We start from the raw sequence: 24,750 nt of genomic DNA on the forward strand, positions 1-24,750 counted from the left end.
AGTTAGGCAGAAGTCTCAGCCTGAACCATTTCATGAGCCTCAAGCAGCTGTCTCTGAACATCGACACCTTAGAAGTCTCAGCTTCGCTATTGGTAAGTAATCAAGCCGCTTAACGATTTCGGCATATGCATCAGTCCAATGTTTGTACGATCCGTTCAGCGATGGCGGCATATCCTTCGTGATTCGGATGAAAATGATCGGAAGATAAATATCGGCTAAGATTTGCTTCGAACAGATCAAACGTCGGAACGAGCCTCATGTTCGGATACTGGTGGATAACGTCATAGGCTTGACGGTTCCAATCCTGCACTTGAAGGCTGCCATCACGCAAGTCTTGCACATCATAGAACGGGTTATATAAACCGACGTAGACGACGCGGGCAGTCGGGTTAATTTCGTTCAACAGCTCCATCGTACGCTGTAGCCGTTTTACTCCTTCCGTCATATTCGCCTGAAGCTCGATAAGAGAAAGATCTCCGCTTTGTCCTGCACTGCGCTGTGTGCCATCTTCATCTCCTGCACCTTGCGCGTATTGAAACAAATCGTTCCCCCCAATCGTCATCAGAATGATGTCAGCTTCGGACACAGCTAACCGAACACCTTGGTCGGTTGCAAGCTTGTTATTTAATTGATCGGCACGCAAGCCGTTAATTGCCAGATTATTGATTAATATCACTGGCTTCTTGTATTTGTCCTCCATGAGCTTTAGAACCTGCTTCACATATCCTTCACCCTTGGAGTCACCTGTTCCCTTGGTCAAGGAGTCACCGAGCGCTGTAATCCGAATTTCTTGTGAATCGTCCAGCCTCCCGGCTTTTACCGTTTCTTCTTCCGTCTCTACACTAAATGGCGAGCGATCGGTAGGTGCAAGTATATCCTTCAACGCAATTGAGAAACCGCAAAGAAACAGCAAGGTCGAGATGAGCGATATGAGGCCAATCGTACGCCAAACCAAAGTTTCCCGTTTCATCCGGACAGCCCTCTCTTCTTAACAATTGATTACCCTCTAAGATAAATCGAACAGTAATATTTTGCAAATTACACAACAAACCTTTCCCATTAATGACAAAATAAAACCCGTACGAATACAAGGACAATCTGCTTGCCCACAAATATAAAACCGTGGAAAAGCAGCTGTCCCTGCATCCGTACGGGCAGGTGTAGCGTTGTCTATTACTCGTAGCTGATGTGAAGCGACTGCGCCGCGCGTCGTGCGAGATCTCGTGCCGCATCAACATTGTCGGCGCTCGAAAGCGCAACCGCCATCCGGCGGCCTTTCTTCGTCTCCGGCTTGCCGAATACGCGGACCTGCGTGTTCGGCAGCGACAGTGCATCGGCAATGCCGCCAATTCGGAACGACTCGCTGTCACGATCGGCCTTCAGCGTGTGCGTCGCACCCGGCGTTAACAGACGAACAGTCGGGATCGGCAGGCCCAAAATAGCACGTACGTGCAGCGCGAATTCCGACAAATCCTGCGTTGCCATCGTCACCATGCCCGTATCGTGCGGACGCGGAGATACTTCACTGAATAGAACGCCGTCCTTCGTTAAGAACAGCTCCACACCATAAATACCGTATCCGCCGAGCGAATCCGTTATCTGTCGGGCAATATGCTCAGCTTCATGAATTTGCTCCTCAGACATTGCATGCGGCTGCCACGACTCGATATAGTCGCCGTCCTTCTGAACATGTCCGATCGGTGCACAGAACGTTGTACCAGATATCGAACGGACGGTAAGCAGCGTAATTTCAGACTCAAATTGAATAAATCCTTCTACGATAACACGCTGCTTCTTCGCACGTCCGCCTTCCATCGCATAGTTCCAGCAGCTTTCAATCTCTGCCTCGGAATGGCATACGCTTTGCCCTTTACCCGAAGAACTCATAATCGGCTTAATTACGCAAGGCGTCCCCAGCTCACCGACCGCTGCGCGGAGCTCGTCCAACGTGTCAGCGAACCGGTACGGCGCTGTCGGTAAACCAAGTGTCTCCGCTGCAAGGCGGCGAATCCCTTCACGGTCCATGGTCAGACGGGCAGCACGGGCGGTCGGCACGACAGTACGGCCTTCCTTCTCCAGCTCCACGAGCGTCTCCGTCGCAATCGCCTCAATTTCCGGTACGATCAAATCGGGCTGCTCCTGCTCGATCACACGGCGAAGCGCGTCACCGTCTAGCATGTCAATGACATGGGAACGATGCGCGACCTGCATGGCAGGCGCATTCGCATAACGATCAACGGCTACAGTCTCGATACCGAGGCGCTGTGCTTCGATAATCACTTCTTTGCCAAGCTCACCCGAGCCAAGCAGCACAATACGACGAGCACGGGATGAAAGCGGGGAACCATAATTAGACATGATGACCTCCTGAAAGCATGCGGACGGCGGCAGTTCAGCTGCATAGGCACGCTTACAACTGCCGCCGTCTCCTTTTTCTTATCATTGTGTACGGTACGAGTCTAAAAATCAAGTCTAGACGCAATGATGACAACAAAAATCGACACTTCGACAAAGATAAAAAAATCGTCTGCCGCTCTCATCAAGAACGGACAGACGATTTCGACTTCATTCGGAATTAAACACTCGACATGGACGGCTGTGCAGCTGATGCTGCCAGTTCGCTCTCGCCTTGCAGCGAATGGAGCCCAGACAACAGCTCCGTTAGCTGCTGCAGATCACTGCCATCCTGCAGCGAAGCTAGCAAGCCGTCAGCGTATGAACGGGCTTCCTCAGCCAGCTTCGCGCTACATACGGCAGCCGATTGACGCAGACGGTCGGCATAAATAGCGTTCCATTCTGCTGCAGCCTGCTCCGACCAACGCTTAAGCGGCTCCGCAAGCAGTGCCTCAATATCAGCACGCATTGCCGCTTTACCATTTCCTTCGAAGAAATGCCGCGGTGACTTGAACCGGCTCCAGAACCATTTGGCGTCGATGGAGCCTGCATTCCAGTATGAGTCTCCCCGTTCTTCAGCGTCCCATTCAAACTTCGAATAGGCGGAAGCTTCGAATCCGGACAGCAGCTCGGCCAGCTCGCTGGACGTCCGTTCGTATCTTTCTTTCAATACGGCATTCAGCGTATTGTCCATACGAAGCGTTGTCGCTTGCAGCTCCTGTGCAAGCTCGACGGCCAGCTGGCGATCAAGCTCCAGCCAGGACGTCCAGAGCGCCTTACGTAGATCACGTCCGTCGTCGCGGAGCGTTGACGGGTTAAATGCAAAGTTATAAAACTCGCCAAACCGTAAACCGATTCGCTGCAGAACATAGAATAGAAGCTCTTCCAGTTCACGCTTAAGCCGGTCATACTGCAAATCGGCAAGCTCATTAAGCGAAGCGGCGGAAGCCGCTGCGCGCTGCGCCGCATCAGCTACACGCTCACGCTGCGCCGCGCGGTCAGCCGCGCTGCCACGGGCCGACTCAATCCAGCCGCCTACTTGCGATATGGTGCGCGCAATATCGCGGTCGGCCGACTCGACCGCCATTCGACCTAGATCGTCACGAATGAACGCCGTGAACGACTGCTCGAATGCCGCGATCCCCGACTGCGCAAGTGCTTCATCATTACCATCTTGCTTAGCATCAAGCGCCTGCAGACTCGATACCGGATATAAGCGTGGGAAGCGAATGCCGTGCTGCAGCAAATTATCAGCGACGTGCTTCAGTACGCCGTTCAATTCGTCTTGAGAAGACGCAAGGTCTGCTGCATTGACGAGGAAGAACATTTTATCGAGCTCTAATTGATCCTTCACGCGGCCAAGCTGCATCAAGAACTGGCGGTCGGCTTGCGAGAAGGCATGGTTATAATAGGTAACGAACAATACTGCATCTGCGTTCTTAATATAATTGAACGCGACGCCGGTATGCCGAGCATTGACCGAATCGGCTCCTGGCGTATCGACAAGTACAATCCCCGCATCCGTAAGCGGGCAGCTGTAATACAGCTCAATCTCCGCAACGAAGCAAGAACGGGATTCTTCTGCGACGAACCGACGGTATTCCGCCTCATCGACAGACAGCACCTCACCCAGACGAGCCGAATAACTGTCCCAGCCTTTTTCAGCAGCCTTCAAGAAGCTGTAATGCGGCCGTCCACCCGCCTGTACCGCTTCTGGGCGCAGCGAAGCAATTCGGCGCAGCAGCGCTGACTCATCCGTTGGAAGGTCTGTCTCGCCAAGCAACGACAAGGAATAACGTAGATCGTCCAGCATGCCGTCCTTCGGCTTCATAACGACGCGGGCGCTGCCGTGCGGCTGCGACCCGGTCGGCGGCACGATCCGGTTGATCGCGGCTGTAGTCGGATTAGGAGACACCGGTAGCGCCGGCGAGCCGATCAGTGCGTTGGCGAGCGACGATTTGCCTGCGCTGAATGCCCCGAACAGCGCTATCGTGAACCGGCTACTCTGCAGCCGGTCCGCTTTCTCGCGCATCGCGCGAGCAGCCGCGCCAAGTGATGCGTGCGGCTCAATTAGCGCCGCAGCGCTGCGCAAGCGCGCAGCCGCCTGGCGCTGCGGCGCGAACGCCGCGCCGCCTGCAAGCGCGTCTGCCGGCTGCGCCGGCACGCTTGCAGCGCCGCGCACTACGGCGCTTGCGCCCGCTCGGGGCGCCGTAGCGACAGCTTTCGGCTGCGCAGAAGCACTAGCACTCGCAGCGCTAGGCGGGTCAGCGACGGCGCGCGGTTTATCTGCTGCAGGCGCCGGCAGCGACGGCGCAGCCGGCTTCGGCGGCAGCAGCGACGACAGCGCAGCCGCTTCATCGCTAAGACGCTGCGCGATCGCCTCAACCTTGGCCAGCGCCTCCGCACGCGAGCCAAGCTCGCGCAGCTCCTCCTCTGCCTGCTGAGCTGCAGCCTTGCTGTCTACCGCAGATATTTCCGCAATGTCATCGATTAGCGGATATGCGAGCTGACGATACGCCGCTTTCACGTCAGATGCAATATCGCGGCTGTACGTCATCGTATATTCGTTACCGAACGAAGCGCCTTTATTCACGCGGCTCGTCAGCCATTCCGCCGTCGGTGACCATACGATACCAGCAAGTCGCTCGGCAATTTGATCGTCCGGTACGCCGGCACGATCATAAGCTTTGCGCAGCAGCTCGTTCAAATGCCATTCAATCGCTGATTTCACAACCGATTCGAACTCCGTACGGAACTGCTCCAGCCGACGTTCCTTCTCCGCAGCCGTCTTCGCTCCAGCGAACAGAAGCCCTGCCTTGAAGCCCGGCTTGCAGCTTTCTAGAAATGCATGTGCTATGTCGCGCAGCGAAGCAGGAGTAATGATCGCGCTGTCGAGCAATGACTGTACCTCAGCCCGAAGCGACAACCGAATCCGTTCCGGCTCATTACGTAGCTCCTCCAACCGGTCTTTCAGCGATTGAATCGTCTCTCGCAGCTCTGCTGCACCCGCTTCACCGCCCGCTTCTTCGATATAACGCTGCCGATCTGGCTCGGCCAGCTCCTCCTGCCGCTTCGCATGAACGCCGGTCAGATGGCGCAGTGAAGCCGATATGCTCCATTCCGCCAGTGGTTCACGGACTTCCGCCAGCTTGCGCATCAAGCCGAGCAGCGATTCATATTCATTGTGCGGATGATTCGGTTCCCGCATCGTGATATAGAGAATTCCGGCCGGCTCCAAATGCCAGTTCGCGAACGCTTGCTCAACACTATCCTTATATTCTTCGAACGGAAGCTCACGCTCCCGGTGCTTATCGATCTGGTTTACGACGAGATAAAGCGGTTTGCCCCAATCCTTCAATTCCTTCGCGAAAGTAAAATTAATCTCAGACTGAACGTGATTGTAATCCATTACATAGAACACAACGTCAGCCAAATGGAGCGCTGACTCCGTCGCCTGCTTATGCGCATCATCTGTCGAATCGATACCTGGTGTATCAAGCAGTACAATATCATTTCCGAGCGCTTCAGATGGATAGACAATCTGAACGGTCATATACTTTGCTCCGTCGATACAATACCGGTTCAAATGCTCCAGTTCCGAGGTTGGAAGCTCCACGGCCTCCGTCCGCCCATCATCTGTCATTTGCGTGATCGTGACGGAAGCCTTCTCCCCGCCTTCGATCGAGACAACGTTCGCACTCGTCGGAATCGGATTCGTCGGCAGCAATTGCGCGCCGCAAATCCGGTTTACTAGCGTCGACTTCCCTGCCGAGAAGTGGCCGCAGAACGCAATCGTCAGCTTTCCGCTCTCTCGCTTCGACGCCAGCTCCTTCAGTTTCTCTAACGTGCTTTCATCCCCAGATGGAGCAATCGCTTGGCACAGCCGCGAGATTGATTCCATCCATTTACTCGCTTTCGTCTCCGTCATATGACTCATCGGTTTCTCCCACTTTCCAGTACAGCCGCATATACAGCTGACTACCAATCTGCAGTCTATTCATTATCTATAGATTCTCGTAAGCCTGCCTCATCGACACCACATCATGAGCAACGTTCAGCCTTGTTTGGCAGTCTGGCGTGTGCCTGTCTTTGGCAGCTTCTTCGTACGGGCAGCCGTTGACGGCTTCATTCTTCTCGCGCCTTCCCTACATATGTCCAGTAGAGGACAAATATCGCACTTCGGCTGCTGTGCCTTGCAATGATATCGTCCAAAAAAGATTAGAGTATGATGAGTCTGCGTCCACATCTCCCTTGGGACCAGCTTCATCAGCTTCTTCTCGACCTCAAGTACGGAATCGTCCGGCTTCGCGATGCTTAGACGTTTGGAAACACGCTCCACATGGGTATCCACGGCAATAGCTGGCACACCAAATGCGTTCGACACCACGACATTCGCAGTTTTGCGTCCGACTCCAGGCAGCTCCGTCAGCTGCTCATGCGTCCTTGGCACATCTCCGCCGTACTTATCAATTAGAATACGGCACAGCTTCTGAATGTTGGATGCTTTACTTCTGAACAAGCCGATCCGCTTAATATCCTGCTCCAGTTCCTCAAGCGGTACGGCCAAATAATCTTCAGGCCGCTTATATTTTTGGAACAAATCGGTGGTTACTTTATTCACCGTCTCATCGGTGCATTGTGCGGACAACAACACGGCAATCGTCAGCTCGAACGGATTACTGTGATTCAGTTCGCAATGCGCGTCCGGGAACATCGCCGTCAATTCATCCAATATTCGCGCCATTCGCTCCTTTGCCTTCATCCTGCGTCTCTCCCCAATGCATAAACCTCTAATGAACAAAAGTGTAGCGAAAAATGTCGTGACGCGCAACCGATTATCCGGTATATTCCAGCAGGATAAATGACTTATTCAAAACAAAAAACCTTTCGGAATACCGCGGTGAGCGAATACCGAAAGGTTTGAACGATTTCAGTACTATTGAATTTTCTCAATCTCAACCAGCTTGTCTTCATAATAATAGAATACAAGCTTATCGCCGTCAGCAAGCGATTGTGGTGTAATTGCGTTACCATTTGACGTTAATGCAACATCGCTGAGTGGGAATTTATAATTCTCGTCATTAATGCTGGCTCTCTTCGTCTGCAGCGTATTAGTTGCTGCGTCAAACTTCCAGAATTTCTTCTGCACCGACTTCAGAACGGTAATAAGCACATTATTCGTCACGTCTTTACGCAATTCAACACGATCACCAGCCTGCAGAGCAGAGAAGACAGTTGAAGAAACGTTGTCCCTTACAATTTTATAGCTCTCTCCGAGTGGAATCGATGTCGTACCGCCTTTATAGTCGCTCAGTGTGACTTGAGCAGCATCAACAGCACGTACCGTACCAACAGTTACCGCAACCCGATTAATGCTCGTAGGCGTCGTACCTGAGAACACAACATTCACCGCACTGCCTACGGCCAAGCTGCCAAGCGTAATTTTGTTGCCGGATTCGTTAAGCATCTCCGTCCCATATACGCTATACTCGGTCACTTCGTTCGTATTCACATCACGCAGCGCAATTCGATAATTACTAAGGTTGACCGATGTAACCTTCATCTGAACTTTACGGGATACTTGGATGTTAACAACTTTATCCTGTTCCTGATTCATGTAGACCGTCACTTCATCCCCGTTCTGAACATCGGACAAAGTGGCATTATTTTTTCCGTAAAGGTTGACAGATGGCGTCTGAATTGGAAGTGTCAATAAGCTGCCGTTAACGGATAACGTAATCTTAGCAGTAGATGAATTGATCGATACTACCGTGCCGGTATAACGATACGCTAACTGAATCTTCACGATCGACTCACCGGTATAAGTTAGCGTAACTTTACGTCCCTTCGCTAGCATGCCGTTATTGATAGCCGACTCAATCGTGTATGGTACCCCGTTGTTATCGATTTGGCTGTTCGCGGTAAATTTAAGCGTTCGTGGTTCACCCTTGCCATCAACAACTAGCAATATTTTGAGATCGGCATCATAGTTCCGAATCTCTACGCCTGCGGCCATTTCTACTTTACGATTCGTGACGGTGACCTTCGTCACTTGATCAGTTTCATTAACCGTTATATCGAGCTCGTCCCCTTGCTGGAGGTCGGACATCGTTGCTGTTGGCAAGCCCTCTATATAGACGACCGTCGCATCAGTAATCGACTTCGTAATATATTTCTTATCTTTCATATACGTTAACGTGCCGCTATCTGATTTGTAGTACTCACCGGAATCGTGCAATAGTACAGCCCCGCTGACTACATCGATTCTCGTAACGACATTGTCCTTAATGACATAATTGATTTTATCGCCGGGCTTAATATCTTGAACCGTCTTCAGCACGGTGCTGCCAGAAGTTAAGAATACATCTGGAGCGACATCCCATGTCTCATCTGACGTTCCATTGTTCACGATGATCGAGGTACTGCTGATCGTTCTGACTGTGCCGCTGTCCGTCTTATCGACCGACTGTGCAGGAACCTCCGTCACCTGAACTGCAATCGCCATAGGAGATGGTCGGAACGTATCCCGAGTGATGCTCACCTTCGAATTATTAGCCACTTCATTCAAAGATATGAGATTCCCATTCCCATCCTTAACCTGCAGCGTTTCATCGTAAGCAATCTCGACAGGCGCATCCTTCCAGATATAAAGCTTCTTCGTAGCAGCATTAAAATTAATAAAAGAACCGCTTATCGTCTCGACCTTCTGTTCATCGTTCACTTGCTCAACGTACTGAGCTTTACCGTCCTTCACAATAACGAGTACACGCGCATAATAGATGAGTTCACTCTCAGCCATAAACAGCTCTGATCCGATACGAGAATACAGCGTATTCGCCGCTGTAGCATAAGTCTGAACTCCATTCGAAGTATAAAGCTGGATCGAACCGTTGCCAGCGAAAGTAAGAATGCCTTCCGTCTGACCTTCATATTGAACCGGGAACTGCGATTCTGCGCGACTGAGCAGCGTGGCCATCATCGCCCGGTTCACTACGCCCTTCGGATCGAACTTATTGCCAGCGAGTCCATTAACCAAATTAAGCGAAACTGCGGTATGGATATATCCAGCGTATCCTTCACCTACTTTCGCTGTATCCGCAAAGGTAAGAGGCTGGTTCGCAGCAGCCTTTGCTTCAGCGCTCTTGCCAATTGCGTTTACAATCAGCTTCGTTACCCATTCGCGCGATGCTTTGCTGCTGCCCCAAGCCGTTCCCGCTTCTTGGTCGGCAATACCGAACTGTTCATTCTGGTCGATTAACCCTTTCTCAAACGCTAGAACGACATATGGCACAAAATAGTTATCCACTTTGAACGATGATGGAAATACGACCGTCTCATTGCGATTCAACTCTCCCTCAAGACCGGCAAACCGTATCGCCATCACGATTGCTTCTTGTCGAGAAACACTGTCTGAAGGCCGAAATAAACCATTGTTGCCAACGATAATATTCTGTAATGCAAGCTTAGCTATATGCTTCTCCGCCCAGTGTCCCGCTTTCACGTCGGTGAATGGCGTCTTGACTGCTGCTGAGGACGATTCGACGACATTAGCAGTAGAAGCCGTGTCATACGGAACAACAGATTGTGCCGACACCGTTCCACCTGCAGCAATCGACAGCGCAAGCAGCCAAGCTGAAGCTTTAAATGACTTGGAATTGTATACCATGCAATTACAGCCTCCCCGATAGTTACAAATCGAAATTCTTGCTGATAGGTAATCCGCTTATTTTACGATTGGATGAGGCAGTTCTTCATGACCCATTAAGCTGTCCACCGCTTCTCCGTCTACAAGCAGATCGATCGATTTGACGTCGTCAAACTGGAACATCGTTTTTTTCAGTGCCTCGAGAGCCATTACTTCTCCCGATGCACCGAGCCTAGAGCCTTCTGGCAAATGAATGTTGATCGTAACAACACCTTCCTTCAGCTCAGACGAAAGAAATTCCGCCTCGCTCCATAAAGATACCGCGTTCCCATCTCCTTGCTGCTGCAATGCATCCAGTGCAGCAGCAATTTTCTCCTGATCGGTGTCATATTCGATATCACGGCTTTGGTCAACAAGGACGGTCAGTTCCTCATCCGTCAAATAGACATGAATCGTTTGCCTTTGCTTAGACGTACGGTCTAGTTCACTTGACTGCGATTCAAATTGGCTGGTAGAAGCCCCCTGCTGCCTGTTAGCAGTGACATTCTGATCATCCTTCGATTTGGCCCCGCATGCCGCAGTCGCGCTGATCAGCATAGCTCCAACGAGCAACAATCCCATCGTCTTACGTAAATGACGTAAATGGCTCATTCCGATCACCTCGTTAATTGAGCTTTAACTGCTCCTTTATGCCTGCAGCAACGGCGGCAGCGATTCTATTCTGTACTACAGGATCGAAAAGAGCTTTGCAATCCGACGCATTGGACAAATATCCGGATTCCAACAATATTGCTGGCATCGTCGTTTCACGAATGACTTTATAATTACCGATACGGACTCCATTGTTCTTAAGACCAGTAGCTGCGATTAAGTGCTTGTGCATAATTTCTGCGAATGCCTTTGAATCCTGCCTGTAATAATACGTTTCGGTTCCATTCGTTTTCGAAGAAGTAGAAGCGTTCGCATGAATCGATACGAAAGCGTCCGCTTTCAAGTTATTCGCAATCTTAACACGGTCGGACAACTCAGGATACGTATCGTCTAACCGGGTATATGTAACTTGCAGCCGTTTGTCCTGATCCAAAATTTGTTTAACCTTCAGAACGATGCTTAAGTTAAACGTCTTCTCGTACGCACCAGCATAGCCTGCACCCGGGTCCTTGCCGCCGTGTCCTGCATCGATTACAACCTTATACACCTTCCCGTTATTCGTTCCTGTTGTCGTGCTAGGCTTCGAGGTGCTTGTACCAGTCGGCTGCTGTGTATTCGTATTGCCAGGCTGCGTATCCGTGTTGGTTACAGGTGCGTTGCCGTCATCCCAAACTGCGATTTGAATACGCCCTTCGCTTTCTGTCACTTCATAGGCGGCAGACTTGTTCAAATCCAGTACAACACGAAGCGTCGTCGGATTATCAGGGCCTACCGAATACCGGACTTGACTCAGGATGGTGTTGGAATCGATAAATATTTTACCAGCGGTCACGCCTTCAACAAACGCAGCATTAGGCATGTCGAGCACAATCCGATCCGGTCCTGTTAACGTGAACGCTTTGTTCGGCTTAATGACACCGTCGTATTCGATCACAACGCTCGAAGTTCCGTCGTATTGAATACTTTTAATGAAGCCTTGTACATTAGCTGGAACTCCCACAGTACCCGTGCCCGTATTGCCGTTATCAGTGTTCGAGTCCGTAACACCATTCCCACTACCGTTGTCCGCACTGGCGTCGCTATCTGAAGGCGCAGCCTGATCAGCATATTTATACAGATGTACTGACTTCGTCGGAGAGTCGTAATATACCTGCAAGCCGAGTGTCTCCGCAACGAAACGGATTGGAACGAGCGTCACTGAGTTGAAAATTTTGGCCGTCATATCGAGCGGTACGGGATTACCATTGACGTTCGCAACCGGGCTATCGATCGTGAGCGATACCAAGTTCGTCTCATCATTAATATCCACACGCTTATCCGATTGGCTCCAATTAACATTGAATCCGAGACCTTCCGCAACGACTCTGACCGGAACAAGCGTAGATGATTGATAAATACGCGGTTGTTCGGTCGTTTCCAACTGCTTGCCGTTCAAATACAGCTTAGGCGTGACGGCAGCGGTAGCTGCTTGTCCAATCGCCGGAAACAGCGAAAAAATGAGTGACAACAACAGAGCAGCAACAACTAGCTTTCTCATCTTTCACCTCTAAAACTATGTAATTGGATTGCCCGTAGCGAAATGCGCCTCAAAGAAACACAATTCTCCTATAACAGACTTAATATTAGACGCAATTCGACGGAAAAAGTTGCGTTCAGAGGTAAATGTTCTATCGAAATAATGATTCTCCTGCTAGACGCAAAAAAGCCCCGCACAAGCGCTAATCAAGCAGCTTATGCAGGGCTTCCTTATCAAGTAGTTAGATGCGTACTTATTTACACCGCAGAGGCAGCGCGTTTAGCTTCGTATGCCGCAATCTTGTCCTCATGCTGCAGCGTCAGGCCGATATCATCCAAGCCTTGCAGCAGGAATTGACGACGGTGCTCATCGAGCTCGAATGCGAGGTTGAGACCGTATTCGTCCGTAATCACTTTGTTTTCCAGGTCGATGTTCAGCTTGTAGCCCTCATGCTTCGCCGTGCGCTGGAACAGATCTTCAACCTGCTCTTCACTCAGCTTGATCGGCAGGATACCGTTCTTGAAGCAGTTGTTATAGAAAATATCAGCGAACGAAGGTGCGATGATGCACTTGAAGCCGTAGTCGAGAATTGCCCACGGAGCATGCTCACGGGACGAACCGCAACCGAAGTTAGCGCGGGAAATAAGTACGGATGCGCCTTGATAGCGCGGTTTGTTCGGTTCGAAGTCAGGGTTCACTTCGCCGTTCTCAAAGAAACGCCATTCGAAGAACAGGAATTGGCCGAAGCCGCTTCTCTCGATCCGCTTCAAAAATTGTTTAGGGATAATAGCGTCCGTATCGACATTGACACGGTCTACCGGTGCAACGATACCTGTATGTTTAACAAATGGTTCCATAGTTCGCAGTTCTCCTCTCAAATAACGGGTACGATTAGTTCGCGACTTCCGTCTTCAGCTTCCAATCGCGGACGTCCGTGAAACGACCTTTGATTGCTGCAGCTGCTGCCATTGCCGGCGACACGAGATGCGTGCGACCGCCGCGGCCTTGACGGCCTTCAAAGTTACGGTTGGACGTCGATGCGCAGCGTTGTCCTGGCTTCAGTACGTCAGGATTCATCGCAAGGCACATCGAGCAGCCTGCTTCACGCCATTCAAAGCCCGCTTCGATAAAGATTTTGTCGAGACCTTCCTTCTCCGCTTGGAGCTTAACGCGTCCGGAGCCTGGAACGACGATTGCCGTGACACGATCGCTTACTTTGTAGCCTTTGGCAATTTCAGCCGCAGCACGAAGGTCCTCAATCCGTCCATTCGTACACGAGCCGATGAATACGTAATCGATCTCGATTTCGCTCATTGGCGTACCTGGTTTCAAATCCATATATTCAAGGGCTTTCTCAGCCGCTTTACGTTCATTCTCCGTCGAGAAGTCAGCAGGGTTCGGTACGACAGACGTAATATCAGTACCCATACCAGGGCTTGTTCCCCATGTCACTTGCGGAATGAGGGAGTCGACGTCGAATTCTACGACCGTGTCGAATTGTGCTCCTTCGTCTGTACGCAGCTCCGACCATTGCTTAATCGCTTGCTCGAACGCTTCACCTTGAGGAGCATATTGACGACCGCGCAAATATTCGAAAGTCGTCTCGTCTGGAGCGATCATGCCGGCACGCGCGCCTGCCTCAATCGACATGTTACATACCGTCATACGCTCTTCCATCGTCAGCGAGCGGATCGCCTCACCTGTATATTCGATTACGTAGCCTGTAGCAAAGTCAGTGCCGTATTTCGCGATAACACCGAGAATCAAGTCCTTCGCCGTTACGCCTGGTTTGCGGGAGCCGATGAAACGAACTTCCATCGTCTTCGCTTTCGATTGCTGCAAGCATTGCGTCGCCAAGACGTGTTCAACTTCACTCGTGCCGATACCGAATGCAAGAGCGCCGAATGCGCCGTGCGTAGACGTATGGCTGTCGCCGCAAACGATCGTTTTGCCTGGGTGCGTCAAGCCGATCTCAGGACCCATAACGTGAACGACGCCTTGATCCAGATCGTTCAGGTCGAACAGGCGAACACCGAAGTCTGCACAGTTCTTCGTCAGCGTATCGATCTGCTGCTTCGAGATCGGGTCCGTAATATTGAACCGATCCTTCGTCGGAACGTTGTGGTCCATCGTAGCGAACGTCAATTCTGGACGACGTACTTTGCGTCCGGACATACGTAAACCTTCGAACGCTTGCGGAGACGTTACCTCGTGTACCAGATGAAGGTCGATATACAAAATGCTCGGTTTACCCTCTTCCGAATGAATGACGTGGTTATCCCAAATTTTCTCAAACATTGTTCTTTTCTTCGTCATCGCGTTTCACCCCGTGAATTCTTTTCTATATCCTTGTTAGGTATTGAATTTACAATAACAATAGCATGTTCATGTTGATAGTTCCAAGATATAATATCTATAAACGCTATAGTTATTAACTATGAACCATCCAATCAAGCGTCGCCAGTGCTGCATTTCGCAAGGAGGTTTTCCGAATGGAATTAAGACAGCTCCAATATGTCATTCAAATTGCTAAAGAAAAAAACTTCTCCCGCGCAGCGGAGAAGCTTCACATCGCCCAGCCTTCACTCAGCCAGCAGCTGTCCAAGCTGGAGAAAGAGATCGGTGTCATGCTGTTTAGGCGGACGACCAACTCGGTCGAATTGACACATGCCGGTTCCGTATTCGTTCATAAAGCGCAGGCGATTCTAGACGCCGCCGAACAGCTTAAGCAGGAGATGGAGGATATGGCACTCATGCGTAAAGGGCGCCTTGTCGTCGGCTGCCTGCCGATTACGGGCTCCCATATCCTCCCCCTTGTGCTCCCTGTCTTCGGATCTCTGTATCCGGAGATCGAGATTGTGCTGGTGGAGGATTCTTCCTCCAAGCTGGAGCAGCTGACCGCAAGCGGTGAAACTGACATTAGTCTGCTGTCGCTGCCGCTGGAGGACCCTACGCTCGCATGGGCGCCGTTAATTGAAGAAGAGATATGTCTCGCCGTACCAGAACGACATGTACTTGCAAAGCACGAGGGACCCGTCGATATTCGGCAGCTGCACAACGAGCCCTTCATTGTGTTAAAGAAAGGCCAAGGCTTCCGCAAAATTACGCTGGACTTGTGCGCACAAGCCGGGTTCGTTCCTTCGATCGTATTCGAAAGCAGCAACATCGAAACGGTTCAATCCCTTGTCGCTGCCGGCATGGGTATTGCATTCGTACCGAAGATGATTACTCATTCCGTACGCAATGAATTTACGCCGCTCTATTTATCGCTTGGCGACCCCGCCCCTTCCCGCACGCTTGTGATTGCGAGCCGAAAGGGCCGTTATTTGTCGCGTGCTGCAGAAGCATTCATTAATACGATGAAACGGACCGTTGACAACCACTATAACGGAGGTTAATCTTCGCCCGCTTATTCATAAAGCGCTGGACGGCGGTCTTCGAAGATTGGAATACGCGTCCGAACCTCGTCGACGAGCCCTAGATCGATCTCGGCTGTTAATATGCCTTCCTGCTCGCCGCTTTCCGCGATAACCTCGCCCCAAGGATCAATGATCATCGAATGACCGAAGAAGACGGTGCTGCCGCTTTGACCGCATCGATTGCAAGCAATCACATACATTTGATTCTCGATTGCACGGGCCTGCAGAAGCGTCCGCCAATGATGGAGACGTGGGTTCGGCCATTCAGCCGGGAGGAACAAAACTTTGGCTCCGCCGAGAGCCAGCTTACGGGCCAGTTCAGGGAATCGAATGTCATAGCAGATCATCATGCCAGCCGGTGTACCGTCAATTGCCAGCGTCCCTGTCTCCCTGCCCGGCTGCAGATGCTTCTCCTCATCCATCAATCGGAACAGGTGAATTTTATCGTATTGTCCGAGCTCCTCGCCTTGTCGGCCAAAAGCATGAATCGTATTAAATACGCCGCCTTCCCGCTTCTCTGCAATCGATCCTCCGACGATGATTACTTGATGCTCACGTGCGAAAGCGGACAGTTTCTCTTTCGTTCGGTTTCCACTTTCGTCCGCCAGCTCGCTTATTTGCTCCAATGCATAGCCGGTATTCCACATTTCAGGAAGCATAATAATATCGGGCTTGTTATCGGCAGAGAGAGCCTCCAGCATCATTTGCTCTACTTTCTTATAATTGGCTTCCGGCTCTCCGATCTGAATATCGATCTGCAGCAGTGCCAGCTTTAATTTCAAGTTGTTCATCGTTCCTCTTCCTTTGCGCACAGTTTGTATTTTCCTAATCATACCCCCTCATGGAACCTTGTCAAGCAGGGCACGTTAATGAGGAACGGGTCAGTCTATTATAAGGTGAAGGAGATTGTACATGAGATCACATCCGCTTGCTCGTGTCACCGCCGCATTCGTTCTGCTGCTGTTAATAGTCACAGCTGCGAATCCGGCGTATGCGAACGCTGCCGACGCAAAGGCCAAGTCACCCCATCACCCAGTTCAAGTGTTCGACGTCAAGGCCGAGCGAGTCGTCAAATCGGTCAACAACGACAAGCAATATCAGAAATTTGCCCGCAGCTGGCTGAAATCCATCACAGGTCTTGCACCACAGCTTCAAGCGGACGAGCAATGCCAATACGTCTACCGGGTACCGCTTCAAAAGCAGGCAAAGGTCAAGCTCGCTCATACCGAGCTTGTCGTGAAAGAAGTGTTTTTGTTTAAATGCGACGGGAAGCCGCCTCTCTTGCTCGTATTCGACGAACAACGTCGTCCGTATTTGCTTCTGTTCTCAGCTGACATACAACCGTTCATTGCACGCATTGGTATTCCCTCTTAACTAAAGCCTTACGCCGTCCTCCGAGGCTTCATTCAATCCGGAGGCGGACTACATACCTGCTTAATCGTTACTTCTGCATGTCTATTATAGCCCAGGTCCGCTCGACACTGCTGCCACATCATGCTACAGTAAGGAAATAAAGTCGATCAGAATAGGTGGAGTGTGACCGAACGTATGGCAAGCAATCATCCTACTGTAGCCGTTCGTGCCGCTGAGCGGATGAACGGCTTACCTAAACAATTTTTCGCGGCGCTTGTCGCTAAGGCGAATGCCCAGATGGCCAAAGGCCGGGACGTCATTAATCTCGGTCAGGGCAATCCTGACCGCCCGACGCCTGCACATATTGTAGAATCGTTAAAAAATGCTGCAGATAACCCGCTTTATCACCGTTACCCGCCCTTCAGCGGATACAAGTTTCTGAAGGAGGCTGTCGCCTCCCGCTATGCACAGGATTACGGCGTCGAGCTTGATCCCGATACAGAGGTCGCCATCTTATTCGGCGGCAAGACCGGTTTAGTCGAGATCGCGCAATGCATGCTCGATCCCGGCGATATTTGTCTCGTACCGGACCCTGGCTATCCCGATTATTGGTCCGGCGTAAAGCTTGCTGGAGCCGAGATGGCATTCATGCCGCTGCTTAAAAGCAACCGATTTCTCCCGGATTATTCCGCCATTCCAGCGAAGACAGCTAACCAAGCAAAGCTGATGTTTATAAACTATCCCAACAATCCGACAGGAGCAGTCGCTGACCTGCCCTTCTATGAGGCAACCGTCGAATTCGCGCGCAAGCATAATATAGTCGTGGCAAGTGATTTTGCATACGGAGCACTTGGCTTCGACGGTAAGCGTCCGGTCAGCTTCCTCCAGACGCCAGGAGCCAAAGAAGTCGGCGTTGAATTCTATACGTTGTCCAAGACGTACAATATGGCAGGCTGGCGCGTCGGCTTTGCACTGGGCAATCGTGAAGTGGTAGGCTTAATCAATCTCATTCAAGACCACTATTACTGCAGTCTGTTCGGCGGCATCCAGGAAGCGGCAGCTACGGCGCTGACCGGCTCGCAACAGTGCGTCGAAGAGCTCTGTGCAGTATATGAAAGCCGTCGCAATGCGCTGTTCGAGGAGCTTGATGCGATCGGTTGGAAAGCGTCAAAGCCAGGCGGCTCGTTCTTCTGCTGGCTACCGGTGCCGAAGCCATATACCTCCACGGAATTCGCCGATCTAGTGCTTGAACAAGCGGACGTCGTTGTCGCTCCAGGCATAGGGTTCGGAGAAAGTGGTGAAGGTTATGTGCGGCTTGGTCTGCTTGCCTCGGAGGAACGGCTTCGTGAAGCGGTGCGTCGGATCGGCGCGCTCGGTCTATTCCATCATTAGATTATTAATGCACTGCAGGACGGCAAGGTTGACAGCAGCCCTTTTGGTTCTTGCGTTTCTTTACAGAGGGGAGCAATCATGCTATGCTGTCTTTAATTGAACAATCGAAAATCGTAAGCGTAATGACGGGACCAGTAAGCGAATCATAGCGCCGCGCTCAGAGAGTAAATTCCGATAGGCTGTAAGAATTTACCGTGGCCGATTGCCGAATCCTACCCCTGAACGGCCGGCTAATCGCCGGACAGCGCCTCCTGTTATGAGGCATGAGCGGGACGGCTCCCGCAGACCTTCTCCTTATATGGGTGAAGAGATGCGATATGCCGTCAACAAAGGTGGTACCGCGGAAGCACAGACTTTCGTCCTTTAGATGAGGACGGAAGTCTTTTCTTTGTTTCCCGCTCGCACCATACTTGCATTCATACTCGCTTACATTCAATCTGTCTTCTTGTAGGAAGGGATATTCATGAATAATCGTATTGTAGTCAAAATTGGCAGCAGCTCACTGACATCGGACGAGGGCGGGTTGAATCGGAGCAAGCTCGATTTTTTTGCTTCTGAGCTGTCTGCTCTCAAGCAGGCCGGTAATGAAGTCGTGCTCGTCACTTCCGGTGCCGTCGCCGCAGGCTTTCGTGTACTCGGCTTCACATCGAGACCGAAGCTGCTGCATGAGAAGCAAGCTTCTGCCGCTGTTGGTCAGGCGCTGCTCATGCAGGCCTATCAAGAGTCATTTGGCCGCACCGGCCATATCGCTGCGCAAATCTTACTCACGCGTGCCGATTTCTCGAACCGCCGCCGAATCGAATCCGCGATGATGACGATGGAGGAGCTTCTCCGTCAGGGCGCGATCCCTATTATTAACGAGAATGACACGGTCGCAACAGAAGAATTGAATAAGTTCGGCGATAACGATATGCTCTCCTCTCTCGTAGCCAATCTCGTCAAAGCGAGCCAGCTTATTATTCTGACCGATACTGACGGCTTGTATACAGCCGATCCCCGCTTTCATCAAGATGCGAAGCGAATTGAGCGCGTCACGGAGCTGTCAGAAGAAATCATGCAGCTAGCGGGCGGATCAGGCTCTTCCGTCGGCACAGGCGGCATGCGATCCAAGCTGGAGGCGGCACGCATTGCGATGCGAGGCGGCGTGCCGGCATTCGTCGGCCGAGCCGTCGAGCCGGGTGATGTGAAGCTGGCAGTCGACGGAGTCGGCAAAGGCACCTATTTCGAGACTTCGAACGGCAATTTGCCTGTAAAGAAGCAATGGCTTGGCTTCCACTCCATGCCGCTAGGCCGCATTATCGTCGACGAAGGCGCAGAGCTTGCGCTTCGCAACAGCGGCAGCAGTCTGCTGCCTGCCGGTGTCCGGCAATCCGAGGGCGACTTCCATGCCGGGGACGTCGTCGAGGTTATTGGACTGGACGGTGACACGATTGGACGCGGCGTCGTCAACTATGATGCATGGCAGCTGAAGGCGGTTGCCGGGATGAACTCGGATGAAGTGAAGCAGCGCATTGATGTGCACCGCATCGAAGTCATCCACCGCGATGAATGGATAACGCTTAAAGCATAGGAGGAGAATGGAAATGAGTGAAGTGAACACGGTAAGTGAAGTACGGGCGAAAGCAGCGCTAGCGAAAAGCGCCGCAGCCGGCATGAACCGGCTGACGACCGCTCAGAAGAACGAAGCGCTGCTCGCAATGGCCAATGCTCTAATTACGGAGCAAGCCTCCATCATTGACGCAAACGCGCGCGATCTGCAGCGCGGACGTGAGAACGGCACAAGTGAATCGCTGCTCGACCGTCTTGCGCTTAATGGCAAGCGCATCGAAGCAATCGCCGAAGGTCTGCGCCAAATTGTCGAACTGCCTGACCCAGTCGGCGACGTACTCGAATCGTTCGTACGTCCGAACGGCATGCATGTGGAGAAACGGCGCGTGCCGCTTGGCGTCATCGGCATGATCTATGAAGCCCGTCCGAATGTAACGGTCGATGCAGCGGGCCTATGCTTGAAGACAGGCAACGCCGTTGTGCTGCGCGGCGGCTCGGCTGCGATCGAATCGAACCGTCGCATCGTCGAGGTGCTTCGTCAAGCTATTGCAGCAACAGCGATGCCAGTTGAAGCGCTTCAACTGATCGAGGATTCGAACCGCTCCTCCGTCGACGAGATGCTGAAGCTGAACGGACTGCTCGACGTTGTCATTCCGCGCGGCGGAGCATCGCTCATCCAGAACGTCGTGAAGAACGCAACTGTTCCCGTAATCGAGACAGGCGCAGGCATTTGTCATACGTTCGTAGATGAGTCGGCCAATATCGAGATGGCAGCGAGTATCGCCGTCAACGCCAAAGCACAGCGCCCTTCTGTATGCAACTCAATGGAGACGCTGCTCGTTCATCGCGGTATTGCGGAGCGAGGATTGCCTTATATTGCAGAACAAATGAAAGCTGCCGGCGTCGAGCTGCGCGGCTGCGAGAATACATGCAAGCTGCTAGCGGATGTGAGACCTGTAACAGAGCAGGATTATGCAACGGAGTATAATGACTATATTCTAAATATCCGGATCGTGGACAGCTTAAACGAGGCGCTTGCCCATATTGCAAAATTCGGCACGATGCACTCCGAATGTATCGTGACGGAGAACACGAACAATGCCGAGCGCTTCCTGCAGGAGGTCGATGCTGCTGCCGTCTACCACAACGTATCGACTCGCTTTACAGACGGCTTCGAATTCGGCTTCGGCGCCGAAATCGGCATCAGCACGCAAAAGCTGCACGCGCGCGGACCAATGGGCCTGCCAGCCCTTACCTCTACCAAATACTTAATCAAAGGCAATGGTCAAATTCGCGGCTAAACCTACTCAATTTTAAAGACAATAGATACGGACTGGAGGCTCCTGCTATGAATACATCTTCATCCCCTGCCGCTCTTGGCACACTTAAGCTTTGCTTCTACGGTGCGGGCTCGATGGCGGAAGCAATCGTTCGCGGCCTGACCAGCCAAGGACTGACGACTGGCTCTAACATCGGCATGCTCAATCGCCAGAATAAGGAGCGTCTTAATGAACTGAACGATCGCTACGGCGTCATAACGGCAGGCAGCGATGACGCGAAGCAAGAGATGATCCTCAACGCGGACATCCTCTTCCTCGCAATGAAGCCGAAGGATGCTGCAGGTGCACTTGAGCAGCTGCGGCCGCTCCTCACCCCTAACCAATTGATCATCAGCGTTATTGCAGGGCTGTCCATCCGGACGATTGAGCAGCTGCTTGGCCGTCCGATGGCTGTCGTCCGCACAATGCCGAATACTTCAAGCACGATCGGTCTAGGTGCGACGGGGATCAGCTACTCCTCCTCTGTTACAGAGGAGCAGCGCGCGTTGTCCGAAACGATGTTTCAAGCGGTCGGCTTGACGGCTGTCGTCGAAGAGCCGCTGCTTGACGTTGTAACCGGCGTATCCGGCAGCGGTCCGGCTTACATCTATTACATGATGGAATCGATGATCGCAGCTGGCGAGAAGCTCGGCTTGACGTCTGAAGCGGCACATGAGCTGACCGTTCAGACAGTGCTTGGCGCTGCCGAAATGGTTCGTACGACGGGCGAGAAGCCTGCTGAGCTGCGGCGCAAGGTTACATCGCCGAACGGGACGACACAAGCTGCGCTGGAGACGCTAGATGCGTACAGCTTCTCGGAAGGCATCGTGCGCGCGGTAGCACGCGCTGCGGAGCGAGCAGGCGAGCTCGGCGCCGATATCGAAAGGAGCGCGCTGAAATGAACGGATACTGCCTCGCGACTTATCGCGTATTCGATGATAAAGCTGATTTTAATAAAAAAGCACAAGGCATTGCGGTCGGTCTAACAGTCGGCAGCTGGACGGAACTGCCCGAAGCGAAAAAGGCGGAGATGGAGAAGCATCTCGGGAAGGTCATCTCCGTCACAGCCCACGAGCCGGAAGGTGCAGAGCCAGGGAAGCGGTATGCAGACATTCAAATCGCTTATCCAGACATCAATTTCAGCCGAGATATCCCTGCCCTGCTCGTAACGATATTCGGCAAGCTCTCGATGGATGGACGGGTGAAGCTGATCGACATTGACGTATCGCCTGAATTCCAATCCGCATTCCCAGGTCCGAAGTTTGGTCTTCAAGGTGTTCGCGAGCTCGTCGGCGTACATCATCGTCCTTTGCTGATGAGCATCTTCAAATCCGTAATTGGTCACGATCTAAGCGGTCTGGAAGAGCAATTTTACCGTCAAGCGCTTGGCGGCGTCGATCTGATCAAGGACGACGAAATTTTGTTCGAGAATCCGCTCACTCCGCTGGAGAAACGGGTCGAAACGTGTATGCGTGCAGCCCGCAAAGCGAAAGAAGCGACTGGTCAGGAGCTGCTTTACGCGGTCAATCTGACCGGCTCGACATCCAAGCTGCGAGAGAATGCACTTAAAGCGATCCATGCAGGCGCGAATGCGCTGCTGTTCAACGTGCTGTCCTACGGCTACGATGCGCTGCATGAGCTGAGTGCCGATCCGGATATTAACGTGCCGATTGCGGCGCATCCGGCAATGGCAGGCGCATTCTATCAATCGTCGTATTACGGCATTGCAGCGCCCGTGCTGCTCGGCAAGCTGATGCGTCTTGCCGGCGCAGATCTCGTCCTCTTCCCTTCCCCATATGGCTCGGTAGTTATGCCGAAGGAAGAGAATATGGCTGTACGGGATGTACTGCTCGATTCGTCGAATTCGCTGCGGACGAGCTTTCCGGTTCCATCCGCAGGCATTCATCCGGGACTTGTTCCGCTCATTGTCCGCGACTTCGGCACCGATGTCGTCGTGAACGCGGGCGGCGGTGTCCACGGCCACCCGCTCGGCACCGAAGCAGGCGGACAAGCGTTTCGTCAGGCTATCGATGCGACGCTTGCGGGTCAATCGCTGCGGGAGGCCGCTGAGCAGCCAGGACGCGAAGCACTCAAAGCAGCCATTGAGGCTTGGGGGGTTAAAGAAGCATGAACGGCGCAAACGAACGGAAACGGGTCATTTTTTGCGACTTCGACGGCACGATCACAGTAAACGACAACATTGTCGCGATTATTAAACATTTTGACCCGCCCGGTTGGGAACCGATCGTGCAGGACGTATTGGCGCAGCGAATCTCGGTGCGTGAAGGCGTCGGACGGATGTTCGCGCTGCTCCCGACTTCAATGCAAGCGGAGGTTGTCGATTACGGCGTGAACAACGTCCGTATTCGTGAAGGATTTGCCGAGCTGCTCACATATTGCAAGGAGCAGGATATTGAGTTTTACGTCACAAGCGGCGGTATCGACTTCTTCGTCTACCCTGTATTGGAACGGTTCGGCATCCCAACCGATCATATTTATTGCAATGGCAGTGATTTCAGCGGCGAACGGATCAAGATTACGTGGCCGAATCCGTGCGACGAGCATTGCCATAATGACTGCGGCATGTGCAAGACGACGATTATGCGCCGGTTCCCGGCAGCAGCTTACGAGCGGCTGCTGATCGGCGACAGCGTCACCGACTTCGAAGGTGCTAAGCAAGCCGATCTCGTCTTCTCGCGCGCTCAGCTTACAACAAAATGCCAAGAGCTCGGTCTGCCTCATGTCGAGTTCGAGACATTTCATGATATTATCCGCTATTTGAAGACAGAAAGGACGACGGCACAATGAAATTCGAACAACTGACAACGGAGGAGAAGCAGCGGGCGCTGTCCGAGCTGCGCAGCACGAAGGAGCTGTTCGCAGCGCGTAACTGGTTCCCAGGTACGAGCGGTAATCTGTCCGTACGGGTCGGTGAATTTGATCCGTCCTCCTTCCACTTTGCGATTACAGCAAGCGGCAAAGATAAAACGGTCAATACGCCAGAGGATTTCCTATTCGTGGATCAGAATGGCAAGCCAAGCGAGCCCACGAAGCTGAAGCCATCTGCTGAGACGCTCATTCACTGTGAAATCTATCGGCTGACGGGCGCCGGAGCTATTTTTCATGTGCACACGGTGTTCAACAATGTCATCAGCGAATATTTTTGGGAGCGCGGCTCAGTGCCGGTAGACGGCGTAGAGCTCATTAAAGGCTTAGGCAATTGGGAGGAAGAAGCGCATATCGATATCCCGATTGTGCCGAACTATGCCGACATCCCACGCATCGTACCTGAAGTAACATCTAAGCTTACGCAAGGCGTTCCAGGCATTATTTTGCGTAAGCACGGGATCTACGCTTGGGGGGCGAACGCATTCGAAGCGAAGCGCCATCTGGAAGCGTTCGAGTTTATTTTCGAATATGTCTACCGTTTGGAATTGTTAAAGAAATAGCCTCATAACAGCCATAAAGAAGCACGGCATTGCGGATGAACGCAAAGCCGTGCTTTCTTTTCTT

General features: G+C 52.2%; 19 protein-coding genes. 9 read left to right on the forward strand and 10 right to left on the reverse strand.

From position 1 onward, the window contains the following. Nucleotides 1-130: 130 nt before the first annotated feature. From PXY01_RS02090 to leuC, 9 genes are all read right to left on the reverse strand, one after another. Nucleotides 131-970 carry a GDSL-type esterase/lipase family protein gene (locus PXY01_RS02090; protein WP_127566797.1) on the reverse strand — a complete coding sequence of 280 codons (840 nt, stop codon included), beginning with the start codon at nt 968-970 and terminating at the stop codon, nt 131-133. Between the two features lie 203 nt (nt 971-1,173). Then, entirely contained in the window at nt 1,174-2,358 is a 1,185-nt protein-coding gene (gene purT / locus PXY01_RS02095) for a formate-dependent phosphoribosylglycinamide formyltransferase (RefSeq protein WP_127566799.1), read from the reverse strand. Between the two features lie 217 nt (nt 2,359-2,575). Next, nucleotides 2,576-6,331, reverse strand: a complete 3,756-nt coding sequence (locus PXY01_RS02100; RefSeq protein WP_127566801.1) for a dynamin family protein — start codon at nt 6,329-6,331, stop codon at nt 2,576-2,578. A 117-nt stretch (nt 6,332-6,448) separates the two neighbouring features. Further along, nucleotides 6,449-7,156: an endonuclease III gene (nth, locus tag PXY01_RS02105; protein ID WP_127566803.1), complete on the reverse strand. Its 708-nt coding sequence runs from the start codon at nt 7,154-7,156 to the stop codon at nt 6,449-6,451. A 174-nt stretch (nt 7,157-7,330) separates the two neighbouring features. After that, nucleotides 7,331-10,060, reverse strand: coding sequence for an S-layer homology domain-containing protein (locus tag PXY01_RS02110; RefSeq protein WP_127566805.1), 2,730 nt, complete (start codon nt 10,058-10,060; stop codon nt 7,331-7,333). A gap of 57 nt (nt 10,061-10,117) precedes the next feature. Beyond that, the gene (locus PXY01_RS02115) at nt 10,118-10,690 is read right to left on the reverse strand and encodes a GerMN domain-containing protein (protein ID WP_127566807.1); all 573 of its coding nucleotides are present in this window, start codon (nt 10,688-10,690) and stop codon (nt 10,118-10,120) included. A gap of 13 nt (nt 10,691-10,703) precedes the next feature. Then, a complete protein-coding gene (locus tag PXY01_RS02120; RefSeq protein ID WP_127566809.1) occupies nt 10,704-12,227 on the reverse strand; it encodes an N-acetylmuramoyl-L-alanine amidase family protein in 1,524 nt (507 codons plus the stop codon). A gap of 236 nt (nt 12,228-12,463) precedes the next feature. After that, nucleotides 12,464-13,063 carry a 3-isopropylmalate dehydratase small subunit gene (leuD, locus tag PXY01_RS02125; protein WP_127566811.1) on the reverse strand — a complete coding sequence of 200 codons (600 nt, stop codon included), beginning with the start codon at nt 13,061-13,063 and terminating at the stop codon, nt 12,464-12,466. 34 nt (nt 13,064-13,097) lie between these two features. Next, nucleotides 13,098-14,522, reverse strand: coding sequence for a 3-isopropylmalate dehydratase large subunit (leuC, locus tag PXY01_RS02130; RefSeq protein ID WP_127566813.1), 1,425 nt, complete (start codon nt 14,520-14,522; stop codon nt 13,098-13,100). A 176-nt stretch (nt 14,523-14,698) separates the two neighbouring features. On the opposite strand from leuC, the gene PXY01_RS02135 reads away from it, so the two are divergent. After that, on the forward strand, nt 14,699-15,604 hold the full coding sequence (locus tag PXY01_RS02135; protein ID WP_127566815.1) for a LysR family transcriptional regulator: 906 nt from the start codon (nt 14,699-14,701) through the stop codon (nt 15,602-15,604). An 11-nt stretch (nt 15,605-15,615) separates the two neighbouring features. Here the strand turns inward: PXY01_RS02135 and PXY01_RS02140 are convergent, their stop codons facing one another. Further along, entirely contained in the window at nt 15,616-16,416 is an 801-nt protein-coding gene (locus tag PXY01_RS02140) for a carbon-nitrogen family hydrolase (protein WP_127566817.1), read from the reverse strand. Between the two features lie 121 nt (nt 16,417-16,537). Between PXY01_RS02140 and PXY01_RS02145 the strand changes: the two genes are divergently transcribed. From PXY01_RS02145 to mtnB, 8 genes are all read left to right on the forward strand, one after another. Beyond that, entirely contained in the window at nt 16,538-16,999 is a 462-nt protein-coding gene (locus PXY01_RS02145; RefSeq protein WP_246027769.1) for a hypothetical protein, read from the forward strand. A gap of 174 nt (nt 17,000-17,173) precedes the next feature. Next, nucleotides 17,174-18,370 (forward strand): pyridoxal phosphate-dependent aminotransferase, encoded by a 1,197-nt coding sequence (locus tag PXY01_RS02150; protein ID WP_127566821.1) that lies wholly within the window; start codon nt 17,174-17,176, stop codon nt 18,368-18,370. 463 nt (nt 18,371-18,833) lie between these two features. After that, complete coding sequence (gene proB, locus PXY01_RS02155) at nt 18,834-19,940, forward strand: glutamate 5-kinase (protein WP_127566823.1); 1,107 nt, start codon at nt 18,834-18,836, stop codon at nt 19,938-19,940. 13 nt (nt 19,941-19,953) lie between these two features. Further along, the gene (locus PXY01_RS02160) at nt 19,954-21,219 is read left to right on the forward strand and encodes a glutamate-5-semialdehyde dehydrogenase (protein WP_127566825.1); all 1,266 of its coding nucleotides are present in this window, start codon (nt 19,954-19,956) and stop codon (nt 21,217-21,219) included. Nucleotides 21,220-21,266: 47 nt separating this feature from the next. After that, nucleotides 21,267-22,139 (forward strand): pyrroline-5-carboxylate reductase, encoded by an 873-nt coding sequence (gene proC / locus PXY01_RS02165; RefSeq protein WP_127566827.1) that lies wholly within the window; start codon nt 21,267-21,269, stop codon nt 22,137-22,139. Continuing rightward, nucleotides 22,136-23,368, forward strand: coding sequence for a 2,3-diketo-5-methylthiopentyl-1-phosphate enolase (locus tag PXY01_RS02170; RefSeq protein WP_127566829.1), 1,233 nt, complete (start codon nt 22,136-22,138; stop codon nt 23,366-23,368). Before proC ends, PXY01_RS02170 begins: the two co-directional genes overlap by 4 nt. Beyond that, nucleotides 23,365-24,045 carry a 2-hydroxy-3-keto-5-methylthiopentenyl-1-phosphate phosphatase gene (locus PXY01_RS02175; protein WP_127566831.1) on the forward strand — a complete coding sequence of 227 codons (681 nt, stop codon included), beginning with the start codon at nt 23,365-23,367 and terminating at the stop codon, nt 24,043-24,045. Before PXY01_RS02170 ends, PXY01_RS02175 begins: the two co-directional genes overlap by 4 nt. After that, nucleotides 24,042-24,686, forward strand: a complete 645-nt coding sequence (gene mtnB, locus PXY01_RS02180; RefSeq protein ID WP_127566833.1) for a methylthioribulose 1-phosphate dehydratase — start codon at nt 24,042-24,044, stop codon at nt 24,684-24,686. The genes PXY01_RS02175 and mtnB overlap by 4 nt, the downstream gene beginning before the upstream one ends. Nucleotides 24,687-24,750 lie beyond the last annotated feature (64 nt).

The organism is Paenibacillus xylaniclasticus (genome assembly GCF_004001065.1).
Classification (GTDB): domain Bacteria; phylum Bacillota; class Bacilli; order Paenibacillales; family Paenibacillaceae; genus Paenibacillus_T; species Paenibacillus_T xylaniclasticus.